Source organism: Pseudomonas sp. B21-059 (assembly GCF_026016285.1).
GTDB classification, from domain to species: Bacteria; Pseudomonadota; Gammaproteobacteria; order Pseudomonadales; family Pseudomonadaceae; genus Aquipseudomonas; species Aquipseudomonas danubii.
In genome coordinates, this window is the sequence record NZ_CP087201.1 from 1450474 (window position 1) to 1471718 (window position 21245).

General features: G+C 62.6%; 19 protein-coding genes. 11 read left to right on the forward strand and 8 right to left on the reverse strand.

The window, feature by feature from the left end:
• The first annotated feature begins 149 nt into the window (after positions 1 to 149).
• On the forward strand, positions 150 to 1046 hold the full coding sequence (locus LOY69_RS06565; protein ID WP_110595002.1) for an NAD(P)-dependent oxidoreductase: 897 nt from the start codon (positions 150 to 152) through the stop codon (positions 1044 to 1046).
• Here LOY69_RS06565 and LOY69_RS06570 read toward each other — a convergent pair.
• Positions 937 to 3213, reverse strand: coding sequence for a putative bifunctional diguanylate cyclase/phosphodiesterase (locus tag LOY69_RS06570; protein ID WP_265074283.1), 2277 nt, complete (start codon positions 3211 to 3213; stop codon positions 937 to 939). The genes LOY69_RS06565 and LOY69_RS06570 overlap by 110 nt on opposite strands.
• Before the next feature lie 142 nt (positions 3214 to 3355).
• Positions 3356 to 3724, reverse strand: a complete 369-nt coding sequence (locus LOY69_RS06575) for a YkgJ family cysteine cluster protein (protein ID WP_102861484.1) — start codon at positions 3722 to 3724, stop codon at positions 3356 to 3358.
• A 328-nt stretch (positions 3725 to 4052) separates the two neighbouring features.
• On the opposite strand from LOY69_RS06575, the gene LOY69_RS06580 reads away from it, so the two are divergent.
• On the forward strand, positions 4053 to 5399 hold the full coding sequence (locus LOY69_RS06580) for a spinster family MFS transporter (RefSeq protein WP_110595004.1): 1347 nt from the start codon (positions 4053 to 4055) through the stop codon (positions 5397 to 5399).
• 64 nt (positions 5400 to 5463) lie between these two features.
• Here LOY69_RS06580 and rapA read toward each other — a convergent pair whose 3' ends face one another.
• Positions 5464 to 8313, reverse strand: a complete 2850-nt coding sequence (rapA, locus tag LOY69_RS06585; RefSeq protein WP_265074284.1) for an RNA polymerase-associated protein RapA — start codon at positions 8311 to 8313, stop codon at positions 5464 to 5466.
• Positions 8314 to 8531: 218 nt separating this feature from the next.
• On the opposite strand from rapA, the gene LOY69_RS06590 reads away from it, so the two are divergent.
• A complete protein-coding gene (locus tag LOY69_RS06590) occupies positions 8532 to 8873 on the forward strand; it encodes an aspartate-semialdehyde dehydrogenase (RefSeq protein ID WP_102861487.1) in 342 nt (113 codons plus the stop codon).
• Here LOY69_RS06590 and LOY69_RS06595 read toward each other — a convergent pair.
• From LOY69_RS06595 to LOY69_RS06605, 3 genes are all read right to left on the reverse strand, one after another.
• The gene (locus LOY69_RS06595) at positions 8870 to 10078 is read right to left on the reverse strand and encodes an aminotransferase class V-fold PLP-dependent enzyme (RefSeq protein ID WP_265074285.1); all 1209 of its coding nucleotides are present in this window, start codon (positions 10076 to 10078) and stop codon (positions 8870 to 8872) included. The genes LOY69_RS06590 and LOY69_RS06595 overlap by 4 nt on opposite strands.
• Positions 10075 to 10545, reverse strand: a complete 471-nt coding sequence (locus tag LOY69_RS06600; protein WP_102878640.1) for a RidA family protein — start codon at positions 10543 to 10545, stop codon at positions 10075 to 10077. Before LOY69_RS06600 ends, LOY69_RS06595 begins: the two co-directional genes overlap by 4 nt.
• Positions 10546 to 10633: 88 nt before the next feature.
• Positions 10634 to 11500: a LysR substrate-binding domain-containing protein gene (locus LOY69_RS06605; protein WP_123393817.1), complete on the reverse strand. Its 867-nt coding sequence runs from the start codon at positions 11498 to 11500 to the stop codon at positions 10634 to 10636.
• 205 nt (positions 11501 to 11705) lie between these two features.
• Here LOY69_RS06605 and LOY69_RS06610 point away from each other — a divergent pair, with 205 nt between their 5' ends.
• Together LOY69_RS06610 and ccoM are read left to right on the forward strand one after the other, a co-directional pair.
• Positions 11706 to 11867 (forward strand): hypothetical protein, encoded by a 162-nt coding sequence (locus tag LOY69_RS06610; protein ID WP_162884110.1) that lies wholly within the window; start codon positions 11706 to 11708, stop codon positions 11865 to 11867.
• 144 nt (positions 11868 to 12011) lie between these two features.
• Positions 12012 to 12128, forward strand: a complete 117-nt coding sequence (gene ccoM / locus LOY69_RS30375; RefSeq protein ID WP_015634423.1) for a cytochrome c oxidase subunit CcoM — start codon at positions 12012 to 12014, stop codon at positions 12126 to 12128.
• A gap of 127 nt (positions 12129 to 12255) precedes the next feature.
• Here the strand turns inward: ccoM and LOY69_RS06615 are convergent, their stop codons facing one another.
• Both LOY69_RS06615 and LOY69_RS06620 read right to left on the reverse strand, forming a co-directional pair.
• Positions 12256 to 13731 (reverse strand): inorganic phosphate transporter, encoded by a 1476-nt coding sequence (locus LOY69_RS06615; RefSeq protein ID WP_102878642.1) that lies wholly within the window; start codon positions 13729 to 13731, stop codon positions 12256 to 12258.
• Positions 13732 to 14107: 376 nt separating this feature from the next.
• Positions 14108 to 14308, reverse strand: a complete 201-nt coding sequence (locus tag LOY69_RS06620; RefSeq protein ID WP_102861491.1) for a hypothetical protein — start codon at positions 14306 to 14308, stop codon at positions 14108 to 14110.
• A 687-nt stretch (positions 14309 to 14995) separates the two neighbouring features.
• Between LOY69_RS06620 and pcaR the strand changes: the two genes are divergently transcribed.
• The 6 genes from pcaR (at position 14996) to pcaH (ending at position 21245) form a co-directional block, all read left to right on the forward strand.
• Positions 14996 to 15838 carry a pca regulon transcriptional regulator PcaR gene (gene pcaR / locus LOY69_RS06625; protein WP_016962563.1) on the forward strand — a complete coding sequence of 281 codons (843 nt, stop codon included), beginning with the start codon at positions 14996 to 14998 and terminating at the stop codon, positions 15836 to 15838.
• Between the two features lie 289 nt (positions 15839 to 16127).
• Positions 16128 to 17474 (forward strand): MFS transporter, encoded by a 1347-nt coding sequence (locus LOY69_RS06630; RefSeq protein WP_102861492.1) that lies wholly within the window; start codon positions 16128 to 16130, stop codon positions 17472 to 17474.
• Positions 17475 to 17664: 190 nt separating this feature from the next.
• The gene (locus LOY69_RS06635) at positions 17665 to 18522 is read left to right on the forward strand and encodes a CoA transferase subunit A (RefSeq protein WP_102861493.1); all 858 of its coding nucleotides are present in this window, start codon (positions 17665 to 17667) and stop codon (positions 18520 to 18522) included.
• Entirely contained in the window at positions 18522 to 19301 is a 780-nt protein-coding gene (locus LOY69_RS06640; RefSeq protein ID WP_102861494.1) for a CoA-transferase subunit beta, read from the forward strand. Before LOY69_RS06635 ends, LOY69_RS06640 begins: the two co-directional genes overlap by 1 nt.
• Entirely contained in the window at positions 19298 to 20503 is a 1206-nt protein-coding gene (pcaF, locus tag LOY69_RS06645; RefSeq protein WP_180988530.1) for a 3-oxoadipyl-CoA thiolase, read from the forward strand. Before LOY69_RS06640 ends, pcaF begins: the two co-directional genes overlap by 4 nt.
• 37 nt (positions 20504 to 20540) lie before the next feature.
• Positions 20541 to 21245, forward strand: a complete 705-nt coding sequence (gene pcaH, locus LOY69_RS06650; RefSeq protein ID WP_265074286.1) for a protocatechuate 3,4-dioxygenase subunit beta — start codon at positions 20541 to 20543, stop codon at positions 21243 to 21245.

Sequence of the window (21245 nt, forward strand, 5' to 3'; positions counted from 1 at the left end):
ACCATCACGGAATGGGACCTCGCCGCTGCGTGGAGCGCGAATTTTGCCCAAGGCGTCAGGGTATTTACTGAGCGTCGCTCGGGGGAATCCTTTCCTGAATCATGATGAATCGGCCAGTATTCGATGATCTTTAATCAAATGGGGGCAATATGATGTCAGCGTTACCTTCACTCGGGTTTGCCGGGATCGGCCTGATGGGGCTGCCCATGTGCCGGCGCCTGCTGGCTGCGGGCTATCCGCTGACGGTGTGGAACCGCAATCCGCAGAAGTGCGCGCCCCTGGTGGCCGCCGGGGCGCGACAAGTGGCCACACCCGCGCAGCTGTGCGAGCACGCGGATCTGGTGCTGCTGTGCCTGGCCAACACTGACGTGGTGCGCCAGGTGGTGTTTGCTGCCGATGGCATCGCCCAGGGCGCCCGGGCCGGGCAACTGCTGCTGGACCTGTCCAGCCTGGAACCCACCGCCACCCGGGAGATGGCCGCGATGCTGGCTCGCGACACCGGCATGGCCTGGGTCGATGCCCCGGTTTCCGGTGGAACCCCCGGTGCCGAGTCCGGCAGCCTGGCGATCATGGTGGGCGGTGAGGCGGCGGATATCGAACGGGTCCGCCCAGTGTTGCTGGCCCTGGGGCAGCGGGTCACGCACATGGGGGCTGTGGGGGCAGGCCAGGTCACCAAGGCCTGCAACCAGATGATTGTCGCCTGCAATGCCCTGGTGATTGCCGAAGTGGTGGCCCTGGCGGAGCGTTCCGGCGTGGATGCACGGTTGATTGCCGAGGCCCTGGCCGGCGGTTTCGCTGACTCCAAGCCGCTGCAGATCCTGGCCCCGCAGATGGCTGAGAGCCGTTTCGAACCGGTGAAGTGGCATGTGCGGACCCTGCTCAAGGATCTGGACGGTGCGGTGAAGTTTTCCCGGGAGCAGGGTTCGGCTACGCCGATCAGCGGATTAGCTGCACAGTTGATGCGTCTGCATGGTGGTCAGGGCTATCTGGAGCAGGACCCGGCGACCCTGGTTCGCCTCTATCGAGACCCGGCATCCGCAGATTGAGCCTGTCGTGGCGCTGGTTCAGTTCATCCAGTACCCGACCCAGGTCCTGCAGCGGCACCGGGCGACTGAGCAGGTAGCCCTGCAGGTAGTCGCAGCCGTAGTGTTCGAGGAACTGCTGCTGCTCCAGGGTCTCGACCCCTTCGGTGACCACCTGCAGGTGCAGGGTGTGGGCCATGACGATGATTGCCTGGACTATTTCCCTGTCCTGGGTCGACTTGGGGATGTCCTGGATGAACGATCGATCGATCTTCAGGGTATTGAGCGGCAGGCGCTTGAGGTAGGCCAGGGATGAGTAACCGGTGCCGAAGTCGTCGATCGACAGGGATACGCCCAGGTCACGGATCTGCTGGAGCAGGGCCAGGGTACTGGCGATGTTGCCCATCAGGGCGTTTTCCGTGACCTCCAGTTCCAGGCGTTGCGGGGCTACCTGGGCGTCACGCAGGGCGGCCGCGATTTCCTCGGCCAGGGTGTCACGGGTCAGGTTCAGGGCCGAGCAGTTGACTGCGATCTTCAACTCGCCACTGCCGTTTTGGGACAGGTAGGCCAGGTCCTCGCAAGCCTTGCGCAATACCCAGTTGTCCAGCTCGGCGATCATGCCGTTGGTTTCGGCAATGTCGATGAAGCGATCCGGTAACAGCAATCCATGCTGCGGATGTTGCCAGCGGACCAGGGCTTCGAGCTTGGTGACCCTGCCGAGCTTGAGGTCGTAGATCGGCTGGTAATACAGCAGCAGCCCTTGATCGTCGCGCAGGGCATTGCGCAGCTCTTCTTCCAGTTGCAGTTCCAGGGTGGCGCGGGTCTTCAGGCCGGAACTGAAGAAGTGCAGGCTGTTGCGCCCGGCACCCTTGGACTGATAGAGCGCCAGGTCGGCGTTCTTCAGCAGTTCCTCGCAGGTCTTGCCGTCGTCAGGGAAGACACTGATGCCGATGCTGGTGGTCATCACCATGCGCCGGCCCCCCAGTTCGATCGGTTCCTTCATCTTCTGCATGATGCGCTGGGCCATGAGCCGCGCCTCATCTCGCTCATGGAGGTTGATGAGAATGCAGAATTCATCGCCACCCAGGCGTGCCACCACGTCTTCATGGCTGCGGGTGGAACTCTTGATATGCCCGGCGATGACCTTGAGCAACTCGTCGCCGGCATCGTGGCCGAGGCTGTCGTTGATTCGCTTGAAGTGGTCGATGTCGAGGAACATCACCGCCAGCATGCCGCCGAAGGTGTTTTTCTCCATGAGTTTTTCCGCGAACAGCTGGTTGAAGCCACGGCGGTTGATCAGGTTGGTCAGGGCATCGTAATGAGCCACCTGCTGCAGCGAGACCCGGGCCTGGTCCAGTTGCGAGAGCAAGGTGTTGACCCGACGCAGGTCCCGCTCCTTGTGTTGCAGCTTCTTGTCCGCCAGGGCCGCACTGATACCGCTGGCGATGATCAGGAGCGTGATCACGCTGAGGGTCAGGCCCAGTTGCATGTGGCCGTTGGGTGCCACTGAGGTCGGCAGGCTGCCTGCGGGCAGCACCAGGGTCATGGACCAGATGCCGGTGAAATGCATCAGCACGATGGCGCCACCCAGCACCAGGCTGATGGCGTACTTGAGCAGTTGATGGAACATCCCGCTGCCATCACGCAAGTGCCGGGATAGCAGCAGCGCGGCCAGGCTGCCGCCGATTGCCACCAGCAGCGACAGCCCCATGAGCATTGGTTCGTAGTACAGGCTGGCACTGGAGCGCATAGCGGCCATGCCCACGTAATGCATGCAGCAGATGCCCAGGCCAATCCACACCGAAGCCACGCCATAGCGCCAGAGCGGCAGCTCGATATGGCTCAAGGTGTTCATTGCCAGCCAGGCGGCGATCAGGGCGAGGAGCAGGGAAACCAGGGTCAGTGGCAGGTCGTACTGGATCTCCAGGGGCACTTCGAGCGCCAGCATGGCGATGAAGTGCATGGCCCAGATACCGCCGGCCAGACAGCAGACACCGACCCAGCGCCACAGGCGTTGATGGGTGGCTTGTTCGACGTGGCTGACACGTTCGGCCATATCCAGTGTCGCGAAGCTGGCGGCACAGGCCACTATATAAGCCAGCAGCACCAGGACCGGGTTGTGACTGCATTGCAGAACCACTTGCCCGCTATCTGGAAGCTCGGTGAGGAAATGCAGACCCAGCCATTCCATAGCATGCCCATCTCTGAGTCATGTGGTGTCGGCGGACCCGCGCGCCAACAAGTGCTTGCAGTATAGAAGGCACCCGTTGGCTGCAATGGGAGGTGGCAATCTGGCTCTAATGATTTGCTTATGAGCCCTATCGCCAATGGTGCTATGCGCTTTTCTCGAACCAGGGCTCGTGATCCAGCGGCTCCAGGGGCGCCAGGCCAAAGGCGGCCCGGGCGGCGTCGCAGTCGCTGTTGTGCTGGCCGTCGGCCCATGAGGCTTCGAACTCCCGGCAGGGGCTGGAACGCTGCTCATAAATCGAGCAGCTCACACCCTGGCCGACCTCGCCTTCAAGGGCAATGCAGCGCGGCGATTTGCAGTCGGTGCCGAGCATGGCTACCCGAGTGGGACTGATGCTCTGCACCAGATCGTCGGGGACCGTGCCACCGGATGAGGCGCATTCGCCCCAGAAAAAAGACACACGAAAGTATGAACAGCAGGCACCGCAATTCAGACACGGACTGGCTTCGGACATAGGCGTATTCAAAGGGAGAGGGAAGGGTAAGGGGGGCAGGCAAGGCGGCTATTCTAGGCTTCCCATCGGCCTTGGGAAGGGGGGGCGCCAGGTATTTTTTCAGTGCCGGCCAAGCCCTTGAAAAGACTGGGAAAGCCCCGGGTACTGGGGGCTGTGGCGAATTCGCCGCGCCGCGTGGTGAGGGTTTTGAAGGTTGCGGCCGGGGCCTGCATGCGATGGTTTGATATCAGGCTGACGAATGATCACAGACAGCCAGGCCGGGCCTGACTAGATTGCAGCTTCCAGGCTCGCTCGCGTCTGGCCGAATAACAATAAAGAGATCGACCCCATGGATAACTCGACTCAAGCGGCAAATGCCTGGCGCATTCTGTTCCTGTTGTTTTTGGCAAACCTGTTCAACTTCTTCGACCGCACCATTCCCGCCATCATCATCGAGCCGATCCGCATGGAATGGCACTTGAGTGACTTCCAGCTGGGGATCATCGGCACCGCCTTTACCATCGTCTACGCCATCGCCGGCCTGCCCCTCGGGCGCCTGGCCGATACCGGCTCGCGGAGCAAGCTGATGGGCTGGGGCCTGGCGGTGTGGAGCGGGCTGACGGCGGTCAACGGCATGGTCGGCAGTTTCTGGAGTTTCCTGCTGGTGCGCATGGGGGTGGGCATTGGCGAGGCGAGCTACGCACCGGCGGCCAACTCGCTGATCGGCGACCTGTTCCCCGCGCACCGCCGGGCCCGGGCCATGGGTATCTTCATGCTTGGGTTGCCCCTGGGGCTGGTGCTGGCCTTCTTCACCATCGGGGCCATGGTCAAGGCTTTTGACAGCTGGCGGGCACCGTTCTTCATCGCTGCGGTACCCGGGTTGGTGCTGGCGGTGTTCATGTTTTTCATCAAGGAGCCCAAGCGCGGCGCGGCGGAAGCGGTGAAGGTGGCACAAGTGCCTGTCGACCGTCCGATTCGCCGGGTGTTGGCGATTCCGACCTTTCTCTGGCTGACCTTGGCCGGGCTGACCTTCAACTTCGCCACTTACGCCTGCAACTCCTTCCTGGTGCCGATGCTGCAGCGTTACTTCCTCATGCCCTTGCAGGAGGCGGCCATGGCGACGGGGCTGATTGTCGGTGTTACCGGGTTGGTGGGTTTGACCCTGGGTGGCTGGGTCGCCGACAAGATTCATCAGCGGGTTGCCAACGGCCGCCTGCTGTTTGCGGCCTGCAGCCTGATCATCTCGACCTTGGCCACTGGCTGGGCGTTGCATGCCGGGCGCGTCGAGATCGGGGTATTTGTTGCGGTGTTCAGCGTCGGCTGGCTGTTTGCCTACAACTTCTACACCTGTGTCTATACCGCTTTGCAGGACGTGGTCGAACCCCGTTTGCGGGCCACGGCCATGGCCTTGTTTTTCGCCGGTCTGTACCTGCTGGGCGGCGGGTTGGGGCCAGTGGTGGTCGGCGCGCTGTCGGATCACTTCGCCCACTCGGCGATGTATGCCGCCGGTGCCGAGCTGATGACCGAGGAGTTCAAGGCCATCGGCCTGCACGACGCCATGTACCTGATTCCGGTGGCGCTGTTCCTGACCCTGCTGTTTCTGTTCCAGGCCGCTCGTTGTTTTGTCCGCGATGCCCAGCGCATGAAGGAGGGGCTGGCGCTGGCTGAGCCTGCGGCGACGGCGTTGGCGGTCTGATCTGGCAGATGAAAAAAAGGCCCGCACGATGCGGGCCTTTTGTTTAGCGCTTGGCGTCGGGCAATCAGCCCGCCACCAGCACCCGGATCGCTTCCAGGCGCAGGGCGGCTTTTTCCAGCATCGCCAGACCCTGTTCCCGTTGCTTGCGCAGGGCGACCAGCTCGCTGTCACGGACTGTCGGGTTGACCGCCTGCAAGGCGGTCAGGCGCGCCAGTTCTTCATCGGTATCGGCCGCCAGGCGACGTTGGGCCTCGGCCACGCGCTCGGCGTGACGCGGTGCGACCTTGGCTTCGCCAGCGTTGATCTTCGGCGCCAGCTGGTCGCGCTGGGCCTGGATGAACTTGTTGGCGCTGGCCTTGGGCACGCTTTCCAGTTGGTCGTTGAGGGTCTCGAAAGCCACCCGTGCCGACAGGTCGTTGCCGTTGGCGTCCAGCAGGCAGCGCAGGGCGGCCGGCGGCAGGTAGCGGCCCAGTTGCAGCGAACGCGGGGCCACGACTTCACTCACATACAGCAGTTCAAGCAGCACGGTGCCGGGTTTGAGCGCCTTGTTCTTGATCAGTGCCACGGCGGTGTTGCCCATGGAACCGGACAGCACCAGGTCCATGCCGCCCTGCACCATCGGGTGCTCCCAGGTGATGAACTGCATGTCTTCGCGGGACAGCGCCTGGTTGCGGTCGTAGGTGATGGTCACGCCTTCGTCGTCGCCCAGGGGGAAGCTGGCATCGAGCATCTTCTCGCTGGGCTTGAGGATCAGGGCGTTTTCCGAATGGTCCTCGCTGTCGATGCCGAAGGCGTCGAACAGGGTCTCCATGTAGATCGGCAGGGCGAACTGGTCGTCCTGTTCGAGGATCGCTTCCACCAGCGCATCGCCTTCACCGGCGCCGCCGGAGTTGAGCTCCAGCAGGCGGTCGCGGCCGGTATGCAACTCGGCTTCCAGGCGCTCGCGTTCGCCACGGGCTTCGTCGATCAGGGCTTGCCACTCGCCGTCGTCGGCGTTTTCCAGCAGCGGCAGCAGGCGCGGGCCGAACTGGTGCTGCAAGGCGTTGCCGGTCGGGCAGGTGTTGAGGAAGGCGTTCAGGGCTTCGTGATACCACTGGAACAGGCGCTCTTGCGGGCTGGTTTCCAGGTACGGCACATGCAGTTCGATCACGTGTTTCTGGCCGATCCGGTCGAGACGGCCGATCCGCTGCTCCAGCAGGTCCGGGTGCGACGGCAGATCGAACAGCACCAGATGGTGGGCGAACTGGAAGTTGCGGCCTTCACTGCCGATTTCCGAACAGATCAGCACCTGGGCGCCGAACTCTTCGTCGGCGAAGTAGGCGGCGGCGCGGTCGCGTTCGAGGATGTTCATGCCTTCATGGAAGACCGTGGCCGGAATGCCGGAGCGCACGCGCAGGGCGTCCTCCAGGTCCATGGCGGTTTCCGCGTGGGCGCAGATCACCAGGACCTTGGTGCGCTTGAGCATCTTCAGCTGGTCGATCAGCCACTCGACCCGCGGGTCGAATTTCCACCAGCGCTGTTCTTCGTCGCTGGCTTCAGGCTGGGCCTGGAAGCTGACTTCCGGGTACAGCTCGGCGTGTTCGCCCAGGGGCAGTTCCAGGTATTCGTCCGGGCACGGCAGCGGATAGGCGTGCAGCTTGCGCTCCGGGAAGCCCTGTACGGCGGCGCGGGTGTTGCGGAACAGCACGCGGCCGGTGCCGTGGCGGTCCAGCAGCTCGCGCACCAGGCGTGCGCTGGCTTCGCTGTCGCCATCGTTGACCGCGGCCAGCAGGGCTTCGCCTTCGTTGCCGAGGAAACCGTGAATGGTCTTGTGCGCCTCGGGAGACAGGCGGCCTTTATCCATCAGCTCCTGCACGGCTTCGGCCACCGGGCGGTAGTTCTCGCTCTCGGCGCGGAAGGCCGCGAGGTCATGGAAGCGATTCGGGTCCAGCAGGCGCAGGCGGGCAAAGTGGCTGTCCTGGCCCAGTTGTTCCGGGGTCGCGGTCAGCAGCAGTACGCCAGGGATGGTCTCGGCCAACTGTTCCACCAGGGCGTATTCCGGGCTGACCTGATCTTCGTGCCACACCAGGTGGTGGGCTTCGTCCACCACCATCAAGTCCCAGCCGGCAGCGAACAGCGCGTCCTGGGCCTTCTCGTCGTCCACCAGCCATTCCAGGGCCACCAGGGCCAGCTGGGTGTCTTCGAACGGGTTGCTGGCATCGCTTTCGATAAAGCGTTCTTCGTCGAACAGTGCCACTTGCAGGTTGAAGCGCCGGCGCATTTCCACCAGCCACTGGTGCTGGAGGTTTTCCGGAACCAGGATCAGCACCCGGCTGGCGCGGCCCGAAAGCAGTTGGCGATGGATGACCAGGCCGGCCTCGATGGTCTTGCCCAGGCCCACTTCGTCCGCCAGCAGGACCCGTGGCGCGATACGGTCGGCGACTTCACGGGCAATGTGCAACTGGTGGGCGATGGGTTGGGCGCGCACGCCGCCCAGGCCCCAGAGCGAGGACTGCAGTTGGCGACTGGTGTGTTCCAGGGTGTGGTAGCGCAGGGAGAACCAGGCCAGGGGGTCGATCTGTCCGGCGAACAGACGGTCGCTGGCCAGACGGAACTGGATAAAGTTCGAGAGTTGGGTTTCCGGCAGGGTAACGGCTTCGTTCTGCCCGTTGAGGCCGTGATAGACCAGCAGGCCGTCGACGTCGTCGACTTCCTGAACAGTCATTTTCCAGCCTTCGAAGTGGGTGATGCTGTCCCCTGGAGAGAACCTCACGCGAGTGAGGGGCGCATTCCGTAGCGCATACTGGCGGGTGTCGCCAGTGGCCGGATAGAGCACGGTCAGCAAGCGACCGTCCTGTGCCAGAACGGTGCCTAAACCTAGCTCGGCTTCGCTGTCACTAATCCAGCGTTGCCCCGGTTGATACTGCTGCGCCATGCTGCCTGACTCCCGCTTTGAAAAAGCCGACTATCTTAACGGAACGACGCTTCCAGTCCAAAGAACTCTGATAAAAACCCCTGGAATAAAAGGTAGCGTACAGCGGCGTTCGTCGGCCCCGAGGGCACTATCGGCTGACGACCGGGTCACAGTTTTGCGACCGATGGCTCAAGTCGCCCGTGCCGCAGCCGACAGCCTGCCGACAGGAGACCCATAACATGCTGCCACCGATGCTCCCCTTGAGTGCCGTGCCCATCACCGCCCAGCAGGACCCGATCCGGCAGCGTCCGGATATCCCGCCAGTGGTGCCGGTGCAGGAAAGCTCCAACGAAAGCACCATCGACTTGCAAAAGCGCGATGCCGAGCAGTCGGCCCTGCTCTTGCGCGAGGAGCAGCAGCGCCAACAGGAAAAGCAGCGGCGCAAGCGTGAGGCCGATGATGATCCGGAGCAGCACCTGGCCGTGCCCGGCGACGAATTGAACGCCGACAACACCGTGCCGGTGGCACCGCTGATCGAGGATGCCCCGCGCCAGGGCCTGTGGGTGGACGTGCAGGTCTAGCCTGCGGGGCCGTGTTCGGCCAGTTCCGTCAGCGCCTCCAGCAGGCACTGGATTTCCGCTTCGGTATTCAAATAGCTCAGGGCGATCCGGGCAATCTGGGTCAGGCCTCGGGCCTGCATGTCCAGCGGGGTGTAGGCCACGCCATTGGCACCGATATTGATGCCCCTTCGAGCCAACGCTTCCTTCAATGCAAAACAGTCCCAGCCCTTGAGGGTGAAGGCAATCAGGCCTGACTGCTGCCCGGCGACCCCCAGGTCCTGGCGCTGCAGGCCGGGCAGGCGGTCGAGGTCCTGACGCAGCGAGTCGGCCAGGGTCTTGATCCGCTGGTGTATGGCGTCGATACCGATGCTGTTCAGTTCCTGCAAGGCATTGGCCAGCCCCGCCAGCAGCACCAGCGAAACTTCGCTGGTTTCGAAGCGCCGTGCATCGTCTCGCAAACTGAAGCCCTGGCCGTTCCAGGGAGCAGACAAGACATCCCGCGGCAGTGGCTGCAACTGTTCCAGGAAGCCCGGCCTGACATAGAGCAGGGCCGTGCCCCGTGGCCCGCGCAGGTATTTGCGTCCCGCGCCTTTGAGCACGTCGCACCCCAGCGCCTCTACATCACAGGGCAGTTGCCCCAGGGCCTGGCCGGCGTCGATGAAATAGGGAATGCGCCTTTTTCGGGCCAGTTGGCCGACGGCGGCGGCCGGATTGATCAAGCCGCCGTTGGCCGGCAGCCAGGTCAGGGCGATCAGGCGCACGTGGGAGTCGAGCATGGATTCCAGCGCCTCCACCGAAACCGCGCCATGGCGGTCGCAGGGGATGACTTCCAGTTGGGCGCCGGCACTTACCGCCTGGGCCAGGCAGGCCAGGTTGCCACCCCATTCATGGCGCCCCACCAGAATCCGGTCGCCCGCTTGCCACGGGGGCAGGGCGCTGAAGGCCATGCTCCAGGCTGCCGAGCCGCTGCTGGCAAAGGCGATTGCAGCGGGGTGGGTATTGAGCAGCCGGGCCGCGGCCTCACGGGCCTGTTCCTGCAGCTGTGCGCCGGTGATGGCGGCCTCCATCGGCCCTTCACGGGCTTCCCGTTGCAATTGCCCGAGCATCGCGTCCAGGGTGCCCTGGCTGGGCAATGAAGCACCCGCGTGGTTGAAGTGACAGACCCGGGCGCAGCCGGGTGTGGCCTCGCGCAGACGGGCGAGGCGCGCTGGGTCCAGGGGACTCATGGCTTGAGTTCGAAAATCGCGTCGACCTCTACGGCGACCCCGGCGGGCAGGCTGGCCACACCCACCGCGGTGCGTGCATGCCGGCCTTTCTCGCCCAGGGCGTTGACCAGCAGGTTGGAAGCGCCATTGGCCACGATGCCATGGCTCTGGAAATCGGCACTGGCGGCAATGAATACACCGAGCTGGCTGATGCGCTGCAGCCGCGACAGGTCGTCGTCCAGCGCCGCGCTCAACTGGGCCAGCAAGGCCAGGGCCGCGAGCTCGGCGGCCTGGGTGCCTTGCTCCACCGTCAGGCTTTCGCCGAGACGGCCCTGCAGGGTCGGTTGACCTTGCAACAAGGGAATCTGTCCGGAGATCAGCAGCAGGTTCTGGCTGCGTACATGGTTGACGTAGTTGGCGATTGGCTGGCTGGGGGCGGGTAGTTCAAGCCCCAGTTGCTGCACGCGGTGTTTCAGGGAGTCGCTCATGGGAAGTCCTCGGATGCAAGGCCTGCAGCATCCGCGTTCAGTCCAGGAGCGACAAACGGATAGATCTAATTCGACGTATCTGAATTTCTCATGGGTCGAGGCCTTGCTCCAGTAGCCACTGTGCAAAACACTCCAGAGCCGGGTTCGACGCTCCTTCAGCGGTCACCAGCCAGTAGCCGATCTGACTGCACAAGGGCGGCAGGTCGAAGGCATCCACCAGGCTGCCCTGGGCCAGATGGCGTTGGATCAACTGGCGACGCCCCATGGCAATGCCCTGGCCGGCCACCGCGGCCTCTACCACGATGTTGTAGTCGTGCAGCATCACCCTGGGGTGGGAGGCAAGGTCCATAGCCTGTTGCCTGCTCCAGTCATCCCACTCGAAGGGTTGATGGGAGCGAGCCATCAGCAAGGGGCCATTGGCCAGGGAGGTGGCTTTGAAGGCAGGGCTGCAGACTGGCGATAGCTGCTCGGCGAGAAAACGCGTGGCCCGGACCTTTGGCCAGTTGCCCTTGCCGTAGCGAATAGCCAGGTCGACCTCGGCGCCGGCGACATCCGCCAGGTCGATGGCCGGTAGCAATTCCAACTGGATCTTTGGATGGCGGCGGTTGAAGTCTGCCAGGCGAGGCGCCAGCCACAAGGTGGCGAAGGACGCCAACAGACCGATGCGCAACACCTGTTGCCCAGCGGGCGCAAGCAGCGCCTGGGTGGCTTGGGCGATCTGCTCCAGGGCCGGACGAATCTGTCGGTAATAGGTGTCGCCGGTGGCGGTCAGGTCGATGGCGCGAGTCCGACGTATGAACAGGCGTTGGCCCAGGTGCTGTTCGAGTTTCTGCACTTGATGGCTGACCGCGCTCTGGCTCACGCACAGTTCCCGAGCCGCCTTGATAAAGCTCAGGTGGCGGGCCACGGCCTCGAATGCGCGCAGGGCCAGCAGTGGCGGCAGGTGCTTGGGCATTTCCACATCAGGCTCCGTGGGGCGGTTTGCAAAGGGCCATTGTGCGGATAAAAACTCTTCACGGCAGCGACTTTATTGCCTTTGTGCCGGTCTGATCACTGGTCAGGTGCGGCGGCACGCCGCATTATTGGCCTATCCGCCAGGGCCGCTCTGCATCCTGTAGCAGTGCGGTTGATATTGACCTCCCAGTGATGCCAGCCAAGCCATGAATCAAGACGACAAGCTGATCGACCTGAATGCTGAACGCGCCAAGCGTGTGCATGACCTGAACGAGAAACGCCTGAATGAAGTACGCCAGGCATTCGAGCAGGCCATGCCTTTGGGCAAGGCCAAGAAAAAGCCGAAAAACAAACCGAAAAAGCGCTGAACTGGGCGCTTTCTGTTGATACAGGTCAGTTATTTCCCCTTCCTCGCGCCCAGTCTTGGGCGACATTGACCCCGGTCAATTTTCCCCGCGGCCTCTTTGGTTAACTTAGCCCCATCGCAACAGGGCAAGAGCAGGAGGCCAGTCATGTTTTTCGACAATGTGGTGATCGCCGGAGTGCTGACTGTCGGCCTCATGGTTCTGTTTTTCGCAGGGTTTGGTTTCTTCATCTGGAAAGACGCGAATAAGCGTAAAAAACCTTAAGTCTCTCCAGAGCAACGAGCACGCAAGGCATTTTGGGCAACTTCGGTTGCCCTTTTTTTTGCCTGTGGAAAAGGCATAAAAAAAGGTGCGTCCCGAGGGGCGCACCTTTTTTGTTGGCGCTGGGGTATCAGGTACCCAGGACTTTGGAGGCCGCCCAGAACAGACCGGCAGACAGGGCCACGGTCGCCGGCAGGGTGAGGACCCAGGCCAGGAGGATGGTTCTCACCGTACCGCCTTGCAGGCCGCTCTTGTTGGCGACCATGGTCCCGGCCACGCCGGAGGAGAGTACGTGGGTGGTGGAGACCGGCAGGCTGAAGATGTTCGCCAGGCCGATCAGGCCCGCCGCGGTGATCTGTGCCGACATGCCCTGGGCGTAGGTCATGCCTTGCTTGCCGATCTTCTCGCCAATGGTCAGCACCACACGCTTCCAGCCGATCATGGTGCCCAGGCCCAGTGCCAGGGCGACGGCCAGGATCACCCAGAACGGTGCGTACTCGGTGGTGGCGGTCAGGTCCTTGCGCAGCTTGTCCAGGTCAGCCTTTTCACGGGCCGACAGGTTCGGCAGTTTGCCCACTTTTTTCGCTGTGTCATCCAGGCACAGCAGGTAGCGACGCACTTCGATGCGGCTTTCCGGCGACAGCGAGTGGTAGTCGGCGACACCCTTGAGGCTGCTCAGCAGGGCGCTGATGGTGGGCTCGGTCTGTTGCGGGTTGCAGCGGAACTTGCCCGGCAGGTCGTCTTTCACGCTCTTGCCCAGGGCCAGGAACTCGCCCAGGGAGTCGTGGTTGCGCTCGTAGAACTGACTCAGGTGCAGGGTCGCGTCGCGGGTACGCTCGATCTGGTAGGTGGTGCTGTTGAGGTCCAGCACGAACTGCGCAGGCACGATGCCGATCAGCACCAGCATGATCAGGCCAATGCCTTTCTGACCATCGTTGGAACCGTGGACGAAGCTCACGGCCATCGCCGAGATCACTAGAACCAGGCGGTTCCAGAACGGTGGGTGCTTCTTGTCATCGACCTTGCGGCGCTGTTCCGGGGTCTTGTGCATCTTCGAGATCGGACGCCACCATTTCAGACCGATCAGTACCAGCGCAGCAATAAGGAAGCCGGCCATCGGCGAGAACACCAGGGAGGCCCCGATATCGATCGCTTTCTGCCAGTTCACGCCGTCCCCCAGGGGAATGTCGTTGATCAGGGCGTTGGCCAGGCCGACACCGAGGATCGAGCCGATCAGGGTGTGGGAACTGGAAGCCGGGATGCCGAAGTACCAGGTGCCCAGGTTCCAGGCGATGGCCGCGGCCAGCAGCGAGAAGACCATGGCCAGACCGTGACCGGTGTTGACATTGATCAGCAGCTCGACCGGCAGCAGGTGAACGATGGCATAGGCCACGCCGACGCCGCCCAGCAGCACACCGAGGAAATTGAAGACACCGGAAAAGAACACGGCCAGGTGTGGCGGCATGGCTTTGGTGTAGATGACAGTGGCAACCGCGTTTGCGGTGTCATGAAAGCCGTTGATGAACTCGTAGGCGAGGACAAAAGCCAGGGCGAGCAAGAGGCTCACAAGCACCCAAGCATCCAGTCCGCTGAATAAATCGATCATGAAGGTTTTCTGACCCGGTCATAAGGGGGCGCGATTATGCCAGAAAACCCTGCTAATCAATGCACAAGGTGCTAACCGGTAACATTCTTCAACGAAAAAACTGACCGGGAGCAGAGTTTTCGCCAATTCTCGCCAAATGTGGCAAGTCATTGAGTTTATTGGGCCAAAGCACGATGACGAGGGTTTGAGCCCGGGAGTGAGAAGGTTCAAACGCTTGTATGAAATTTCAACGAAAGGGCCTGCCGGGTACCGTTTCTCGCTGTGGGTGGGGCGAGGCGGTGAGGGGCCCGGGGTAGCGAGCATCAATGGTCTGCCTGGCCGCTGGGGTGATCGAGCGGACAAGAGAGCAAGCCCTGAGAAGCTCAGGCCGCCGGCATTATGGCTGTTCGGCCTTGAGCTCTTTTTCCATCTTTTGCAGTTCTTGGGTGAACGCCTGGTCGCGAATACTTGCGCGTTTGCGCCAAGGTTTGCGTTCAGGTTCCGGTTGGGCGGCATAACGGGTGATCTCGCCGCCGTAAACTTCCTTGTAACGTTGTTCCTGGCGCTCAAGTTCCGCGCGCAGTTCGTCTTTCGTCACAGTGTTACCTAATTGAGTAAGGGTCCATTCCGGTGCAACGCATTGCTTGTGGGCGACTATCAAGAAAGCAGACTGATTGCCCGCCGAGGCCTTGGGGCCTGCTCTTTCCAGTCAGCCTTTTGTTGCATGCGGCCACGTCACCGGATGAAAACGACTGTCGTAGCAACAGTGTTGTTTGTTGCAAGCGGATTGGCCGAATCTGGTTAGGGGTCAAGCGCTTGCGATAGGTGGCCGATTGCAGCCTTGGGTCACCTGAGCGAGGTACGAGCGGGACTGATTGCGCGTTACTCACTTCGGCAGTATAGCCTCGGCAAAGAATAACTCTACGCTCGGCAAGTTTAAAACTGTCAACTTTATTGTGAGCGTTTTGTGACACGGAAGTTCTAATGAATTCCTACACGGCGCTTCCCGTCTTCGTACTCCGTTGGTAGAAATCTATATGGGGCTAATCCGCTCTTGATACAAGTGGCAGGTCTGAAGATGGTCACTGAGTCCACCGCCTGCCGGTGATTATTACCATGAGTTTTTGCAATAAAAGAGTGGGGCGAGTGGTTGGCAGCGGCAAGCACCGCAGATTGCGATTATCGGTCGACGGTTCGATAATCGCCCAATCTTGCAGGGGCTGACTTGTGCTGCCTCTCCAATACGGCTTGTAATACGGAAGAATTTCATCGCAGAGACCCTGAAATGAACGATCAGATGCGTAATTCCTTCACCTCAGTGGCGCCGCCTATCGTGGCTTCGGCAGCGAAGAGGATTCAGGCGTTGACCGGTGACCCGGATTTCATGACGTCTCTGGCCCGTGGCCTGGCGGTGGTGCAGGCGTTTCAGGAACGCAAGCGTCACCTGACCATCGCCCAGATCAGCCACCGCACGGAGATTCCCCGAGCGGCAGTGCGCCGCTGCCTGCATACGCTGATCAAGCTGGGGTACGCCACCACCGACGGGCGTACCTATTCGCTGCTGCCCAAGGTGCTGACCCTGGGTCACGCCTACCTGTCGTCGACGCCCCTGGCGGTTTCCGCGCAGCCTTATCTGGACCGCATGAGCGAGCAACTCCATGAAGCCTGCAACATGGCCACCCTGGAAGGCGACGACATCCTCTATATCGCCCGTTCGGCCACTACCCAGCGGTTGATTTCCGTCGATCTTTCGGTGGGCGGCCGGCTACCGGCCTATTGCACGTCCATGGGGCGGATTCTGTTGGCCGCGCTGGATGATTCTTCGCTGCATGAGTATCTGGAACACGCCGATCTGCAGGCCAAGACCAGCCGCACCCTGCACACCCCGGAGGCATTGCTGGAGTGCCTGCAGCAAGTTCGTCAGCAGGGCTGGTGCATCGTCGACCAGGAACTGGAGCAAGGGCTGCGTTCGATTGCCGTGCCGGTCTACGATGCTTCGGGCCAGGTGTTGGCGGCGTTGAACGTCAGCACCCACGCGGGTCGGGTCAGCCGCGCCGAATTGGAACAGCGTTTTCTCCCCGGCCTGCTGAGCGCCAGCCGCGATCTCAGCGCCCAGCTGTTTGCTTAAGCGTTCGATAAACGCACAGATCCGCCTTTGACGAATTGACGCTCTTTCCCCTGGCTCATTAATGTCGCGCCAGCGTCATCGGCGGCCAGCCGGCATTGCCAGCCTGCTGCCGATGACCCGTCCAATAATAATGAAGAGGCCAACTCATGAGCATGCTCTCCCTGCGTCGTTGCCGTGACCGTTCCTGCCGTCCCGCTCGAATCGCCTGATTTTCGCCACCTTTTCTACGTGACCTGATCAGCCCTTGGCGGCCTGTGCGCGCCTGCGTTTTAGTGTGGAAATAAAAACAATGAATCAACCCCAATCCGCTGTAGGGAACTGCCTCGATGTGCAGTCCTTCATCAATTCCCAGCCGCTGTCGCGTTACCAGTGGCGAGTCGTGATCCTGTGTTTCCTGATTGTCTTCCTCGATGGGCTGGACACCGCGGCCATGGGCTTCATCGCCCCGGCGCTGTCCCAGGACTGGGGCATCGACCGTGCCAGCCTGGGCCCGGTGATGAGTGCGGCGCTGATCGGCATGGTCTTCGGTGCCCTGGGTTCCGGGCCCCTGGCTGACCGTTTTGGTCGCAAGGTGGTGCTGGTAGGGGCGGTGCTGCTGTTTGGCGCCTTCAGCCTGGCTTCGGCCTACAGCACCAACGTCGACCAGTTGCTGGTGCTGCGCTTTCTCACCGGCCTGGGACTGGGGGCGGGGATGCCCAATGCCACCACGCTGCTTTCGGAGTACACCCCCGAGCGCCATAAGTCGCTGTTGGTGACCAGCATGTTTTGTGGGTTCAACCTGGGCATGGCGGGCGGTGGTTTCATTTCCGCCAAGCTGATCCCGGCCTTCGGCTGGCACAGCCTGCTGCTGATCGGCGGCGTCCTGCCGCTGATCCTGGCCCTGGTGCTGGTGGTCTGGCTGCCGGAGTCGGCGCGTTACTTGGTGGTGCGCAATCGCGGCACCGACAAGGTGCGCAAGACCTTGGCCCCCATCGCTCCGGCCATCGTCAGCGAGGCCGGCAGTTTCAGCGTGCCGGAACAGAAGACGGTGAAGGCGCGCAACGTCTTTGCCGTGATCTTCTCCGGCACTTACAGCGTCGGCACGCTGCTGCTGTGGCTCACCTATTTCATGGGCCTGGTGATTGTCTACCTGCTGACCAGCTGGCTGCCGACCCTGATGCGCGACAGTGGCGCGAGCATGGAGCAGGCGGCCTTTATCGGCGCCTTGTTCCAGTTTGGCGGGGTGCTCAGTGCAGTCGCCGTGGGCTGGGCCATGGACCGTTTCAATCCGCACAAGGTGATTGGCTGTTTCTACCTGCTGGCCGGGGTCTTTGCCTACGCCGTGGGACAAAGCCTGGGCAACATCACCGTGCTCGCCACCCTGGTGCTGATCGCCGGCATGTGCGTCAACGGTGCGCAATCGGCGATGCCTTCCCTGGCGGCGCGTTTCTATCCGACCCAGGGAAGGGCCACCGGGGTGTCCTGGATGCTCGGCATCGGTCGATTCGGCGCCATTCTCGGTGCCTGGATGGGCGCCACCCTGTTGGGCCTGGGCTGGAACTTCGAGCAGGTGCTGACCGCGCTGGTGATCCCGGCGGCGCTGGCCACCACGGCGGTGGTGATCAAGGGCATGGTCAGCCATGCCGACGCCACCTGACAGGCAACAAGGACCAGGATTGAGTGCAGGGCGAAGAATCGATAGCCCTGCAACAATCCGTTCGATAATCGAACGCTCAGTCGATTATCGGATTGTTTGGGGTATTGCTCCGGCTTAATCTTCAGTCACTGCGGCGCGCCTAGAGCGCCTTTTTCTCCAGTCGCTGAATAACAATCGGGAGACCCCATCCATGGCTGAAATCCTTTCGCTGCACGACGCGGTGAAGCAATTCGTCAACGACGGTGACACCGTCGCACTCGAAGGCTTCACCCACCTGATTCCTACGGCCGCAGGTCATGAAATCATCCGCCAGGGCAAGAAAGACCTGACCCTGGTACGGATGACGCCTGACCTGATCTACGACCAGTTGATCGGTGCCGGTTGCGCTCGCAAGTTGATTTTCTCCTGGGGCGGCAACCCGGGCGTTGGCTCCCTGCATCGCCTGCGGGACGCCGTGGAAAAGCAGTGGCCACAGCCCCTGGAAATTGAAGAGCACAGCCACGCCGACCTGGCCAACGCCTATGTGGCCGGGGCCTCCGGCCTGCCATTCGCGGTACTGCGGGCCTATGCCGGCTCTGATCTGCCCAAGGTCAACCCACTGATCAAGACCGTGACCTGTCCCTTCACCGGTGAAGTGCTGGCGGCGGTGCCTTCGGTGCGTCCCGACGTGACGGTGATTCACGCGCAGAAAGCCGATCGCAAGGGCAACGTCCTGCTGTGGGGCATCCTTGGGGTGCAGAAAGAGGCCGCCCTGGCCGCCAAGCGCTGCATCGTTACCGTCGAGGAAATCGTCGACGACCTGAATGCGCCGATGAACGCCTGCGTGCTGCCGACCTGGGCCCTGAGCGCGGTGTGCCATGTGCCCGGCGGCGCCCATCCGTCCTACGCCCATGGTTATTCCGAGCGCGACAACCGTTTCTACCAGGCCTGGGACCCGATCGCCCGCGACCGTGAGACCTTCACCGCGTGGATCAACGAATACATCCACGGCAGTGCCGACTTCAGCGAATTCCAGGCCAAGCTGGCCGCAGCTTCGGAGGCCCAGTAATGACCTACTCCACCAATGAAATGATGACCGTGGCCGCGGCCCGTCGCCTGCAGAACGGTTCGGTATGCTTCGTCGGCATCGGCCTGCCGTCCAAGGCCGCCAACCTGGCGCGCCTGACCTCGTCGCCGGACGTGGTGCTGATCTACGAATCCGGCCCGATTGGCGCCAAACCCAGCGTGCTGCCGCTGTCTATCGGTGACGGTGAACTGGCGGAAACTGCCGACACCGTAGTCCCCACCGGAGAGATTTTCCGCTACTGGCTGCAAGGCGGGCGCATCGATGTGGGGTTCCTCGGCGCGGCCCAGGTCGACCGCTTCGGCAACATCAACACCACAGTGGTGGGTGATTACCACCGGCCCAAGGTGCGCCTGCCGGGGGCCGGCGGTGCTCCGGAGATCGCCGGTTCGGCGAAAAGCGTGCTGATCATCCTCAAGCAGTCTTCCCGTTCCTTTGTCGACAAGCTGGACTTTATCACCTCCGTCGGTCACGGCGAGGGCGGCGACTCGCGCAAGCGTCTGGGCCTGCCCGGCGCCGGGCCGGTGGGGATCATCACCGACCTGTGCATCATGGAACCGGAAGCCGGTACCCACGAATTCGTCGTCACTTCCCTGCACCCGGGGGTAACCCGCGAGCAGGTGGTGGCCGCCACCGGTTGGGCGATCCGTTTCGCCGAGCACGTGGCCGAGACGGCCGCGCCTACTGAAGTCGAACTGACCGCCCTGCGTGAGCTGGAAGCACGCACCGCTGCGGCCCACGGCCAAGCACCTGGAGAAGCCTGATGCGCGACGTATTCATCTGTGATGCCATTCGTACTCCCATCGGCCGCTTTGGCGGCGGCCTGTCGGCGGTGCGCGCCGACGACTTGGCGGCGGTGCCGATCAAGGCGCTGATGGAGCGCAACCCGACGGTGGATTGGACTGCCGTGGACGAGGTGTTCCTCGGCTGCGCCAACCAGGCCGGTGAAGACAACCGCAACGTGGCGCGCATGGCGCTGCTGCTGGCGGGCCTGCCGGACAGCGTGCCGGGCGTCACCCTCAACCGCCTCTGCGCCTCGGGCATGGATGCCATCGGCACCGCCTTCCGCGCCATTGCCAGTGGCGAGATGGAACTGGCGATTGCCGGCGGCGTCGAGTCCATGTCCCGTGCGCCCTTTGTCATGGGCAAGGCCGATGCCGCCTTTTCGCGCAACATGAAGCTGGAAGACACCACCATCGGCTGGCGTTTCATCAACCCGCTGATGAAAGCCCAGTACGGTGTGGATGCCATGCCCCAGACCGCCGACAACGTGGCCGACGACTATAAAGTGTCCCGCGCTGACCAGGACGCCTTCGCCCTGCGCAGCCAGCAGCGCACCGCCGCGGCCCAGGCCGCCGGTTTCTTCGCCGAGGAAATCGTCCCGGTGCGCATTGCCCACAAGAAGGGCGAGAGCGTGGTGGAACAGGACGAACATCCACGGGCCGACACGACCCTGGAAGCCCTGGGCAAACTCAAGCCGGTCAACGGCCCGGACAAGACCGTCACCGCCGGCAATGCGTCCGGGGTCAACGACGGTGCTGCCGCACTGATCCTGGCGTCGGCCGAGGCGGTCAAGAAACACGGCCTGACTCCACGTGCGCGAGTGCTGGGCATGGCCAGCGCCGGTGTGGCGCCGCGGGTGATGGGCATCGGCCCGGTGCCGGCGGTGCGCAAACTGATCGAACGCCTGGGTGTGGCCGTCAGCGATTTCGATGTGATCGAACTCAATGAAGCTTTCGCCAGCCAGGGTCTGGCGGTACTGCGGGAGCTGGGTCTTGCCGACGATGCGCCGCAGGTCAATCCCAATGGCGGCGCCATTGCCTTGGGTCACCCCTTGGGCATGAGCGGCGCGCGCCTGGTGCTGACAGCCCTGCATCAGCTGGAAAAGAGCGGCGGTAAAAAAGGCCTGGCCACCATGTGCGTGGGCGTCGGCCAAGGGCTGGCACTGGCCATCGAGCGGGTTTGAATGCCTGCCCTATATAAGAAGAGAACGAGGAACCACCATGAGTGACAAGCCCGGTTACCGGCGCCCGCAAGCGGGTACTCAGCCTGATTACCTGCACCCGGCCTACCAGTCGACCAACACCCGCTCGCCGTCCAAGCCGCTGGTGTTCCTGCCCCATTCGCTGTCGGAAATCACCGGCCCGAGCATCGGCGCCGAGTCGATCCAGGAGCGGGACAACGACCTGACGGCCCAGCACCAAGGCCAGCCCCAGGGCGAGCGGATCATCATCCACGGCCGGGTGCTGGACGAGAACGGCCTGCCGGTGCCGGGCATCCTGGTAGAGATCTGGCAGGCCAACGCCGCCGGTCGCTATAACCACGACCGCGACCTGCACGACGCGCCCCTGGACCCGAACTTCACCGGCACCGGGCGTACCGTCACCGATGCTGAGGGCTGGTATCAGTTCCAGACCATCAAGCCCGGCGCCTACCCCTGGGGCAACCACCACAATGCCTGGCGTCCGGCGCATATCCATTTTTCGCTGTTCGGCCCGAGCATCCTCACCCGTCTGGTGACCCAGATGTATTTCCCCGGGGACCCGCTGCTGGAATATGACCCGATCTACAACTGCGTGCCGGACACCTGTGCCAAGGAACGCCTGATCGCCCGCTTCGACCTGGAGAAAACCATTCCTTCCTACGCCCTCGGTTACCGTTGGGACATTGTCCTGCGCGGCCGCGATGCCACGCCGATGGAGAAATAA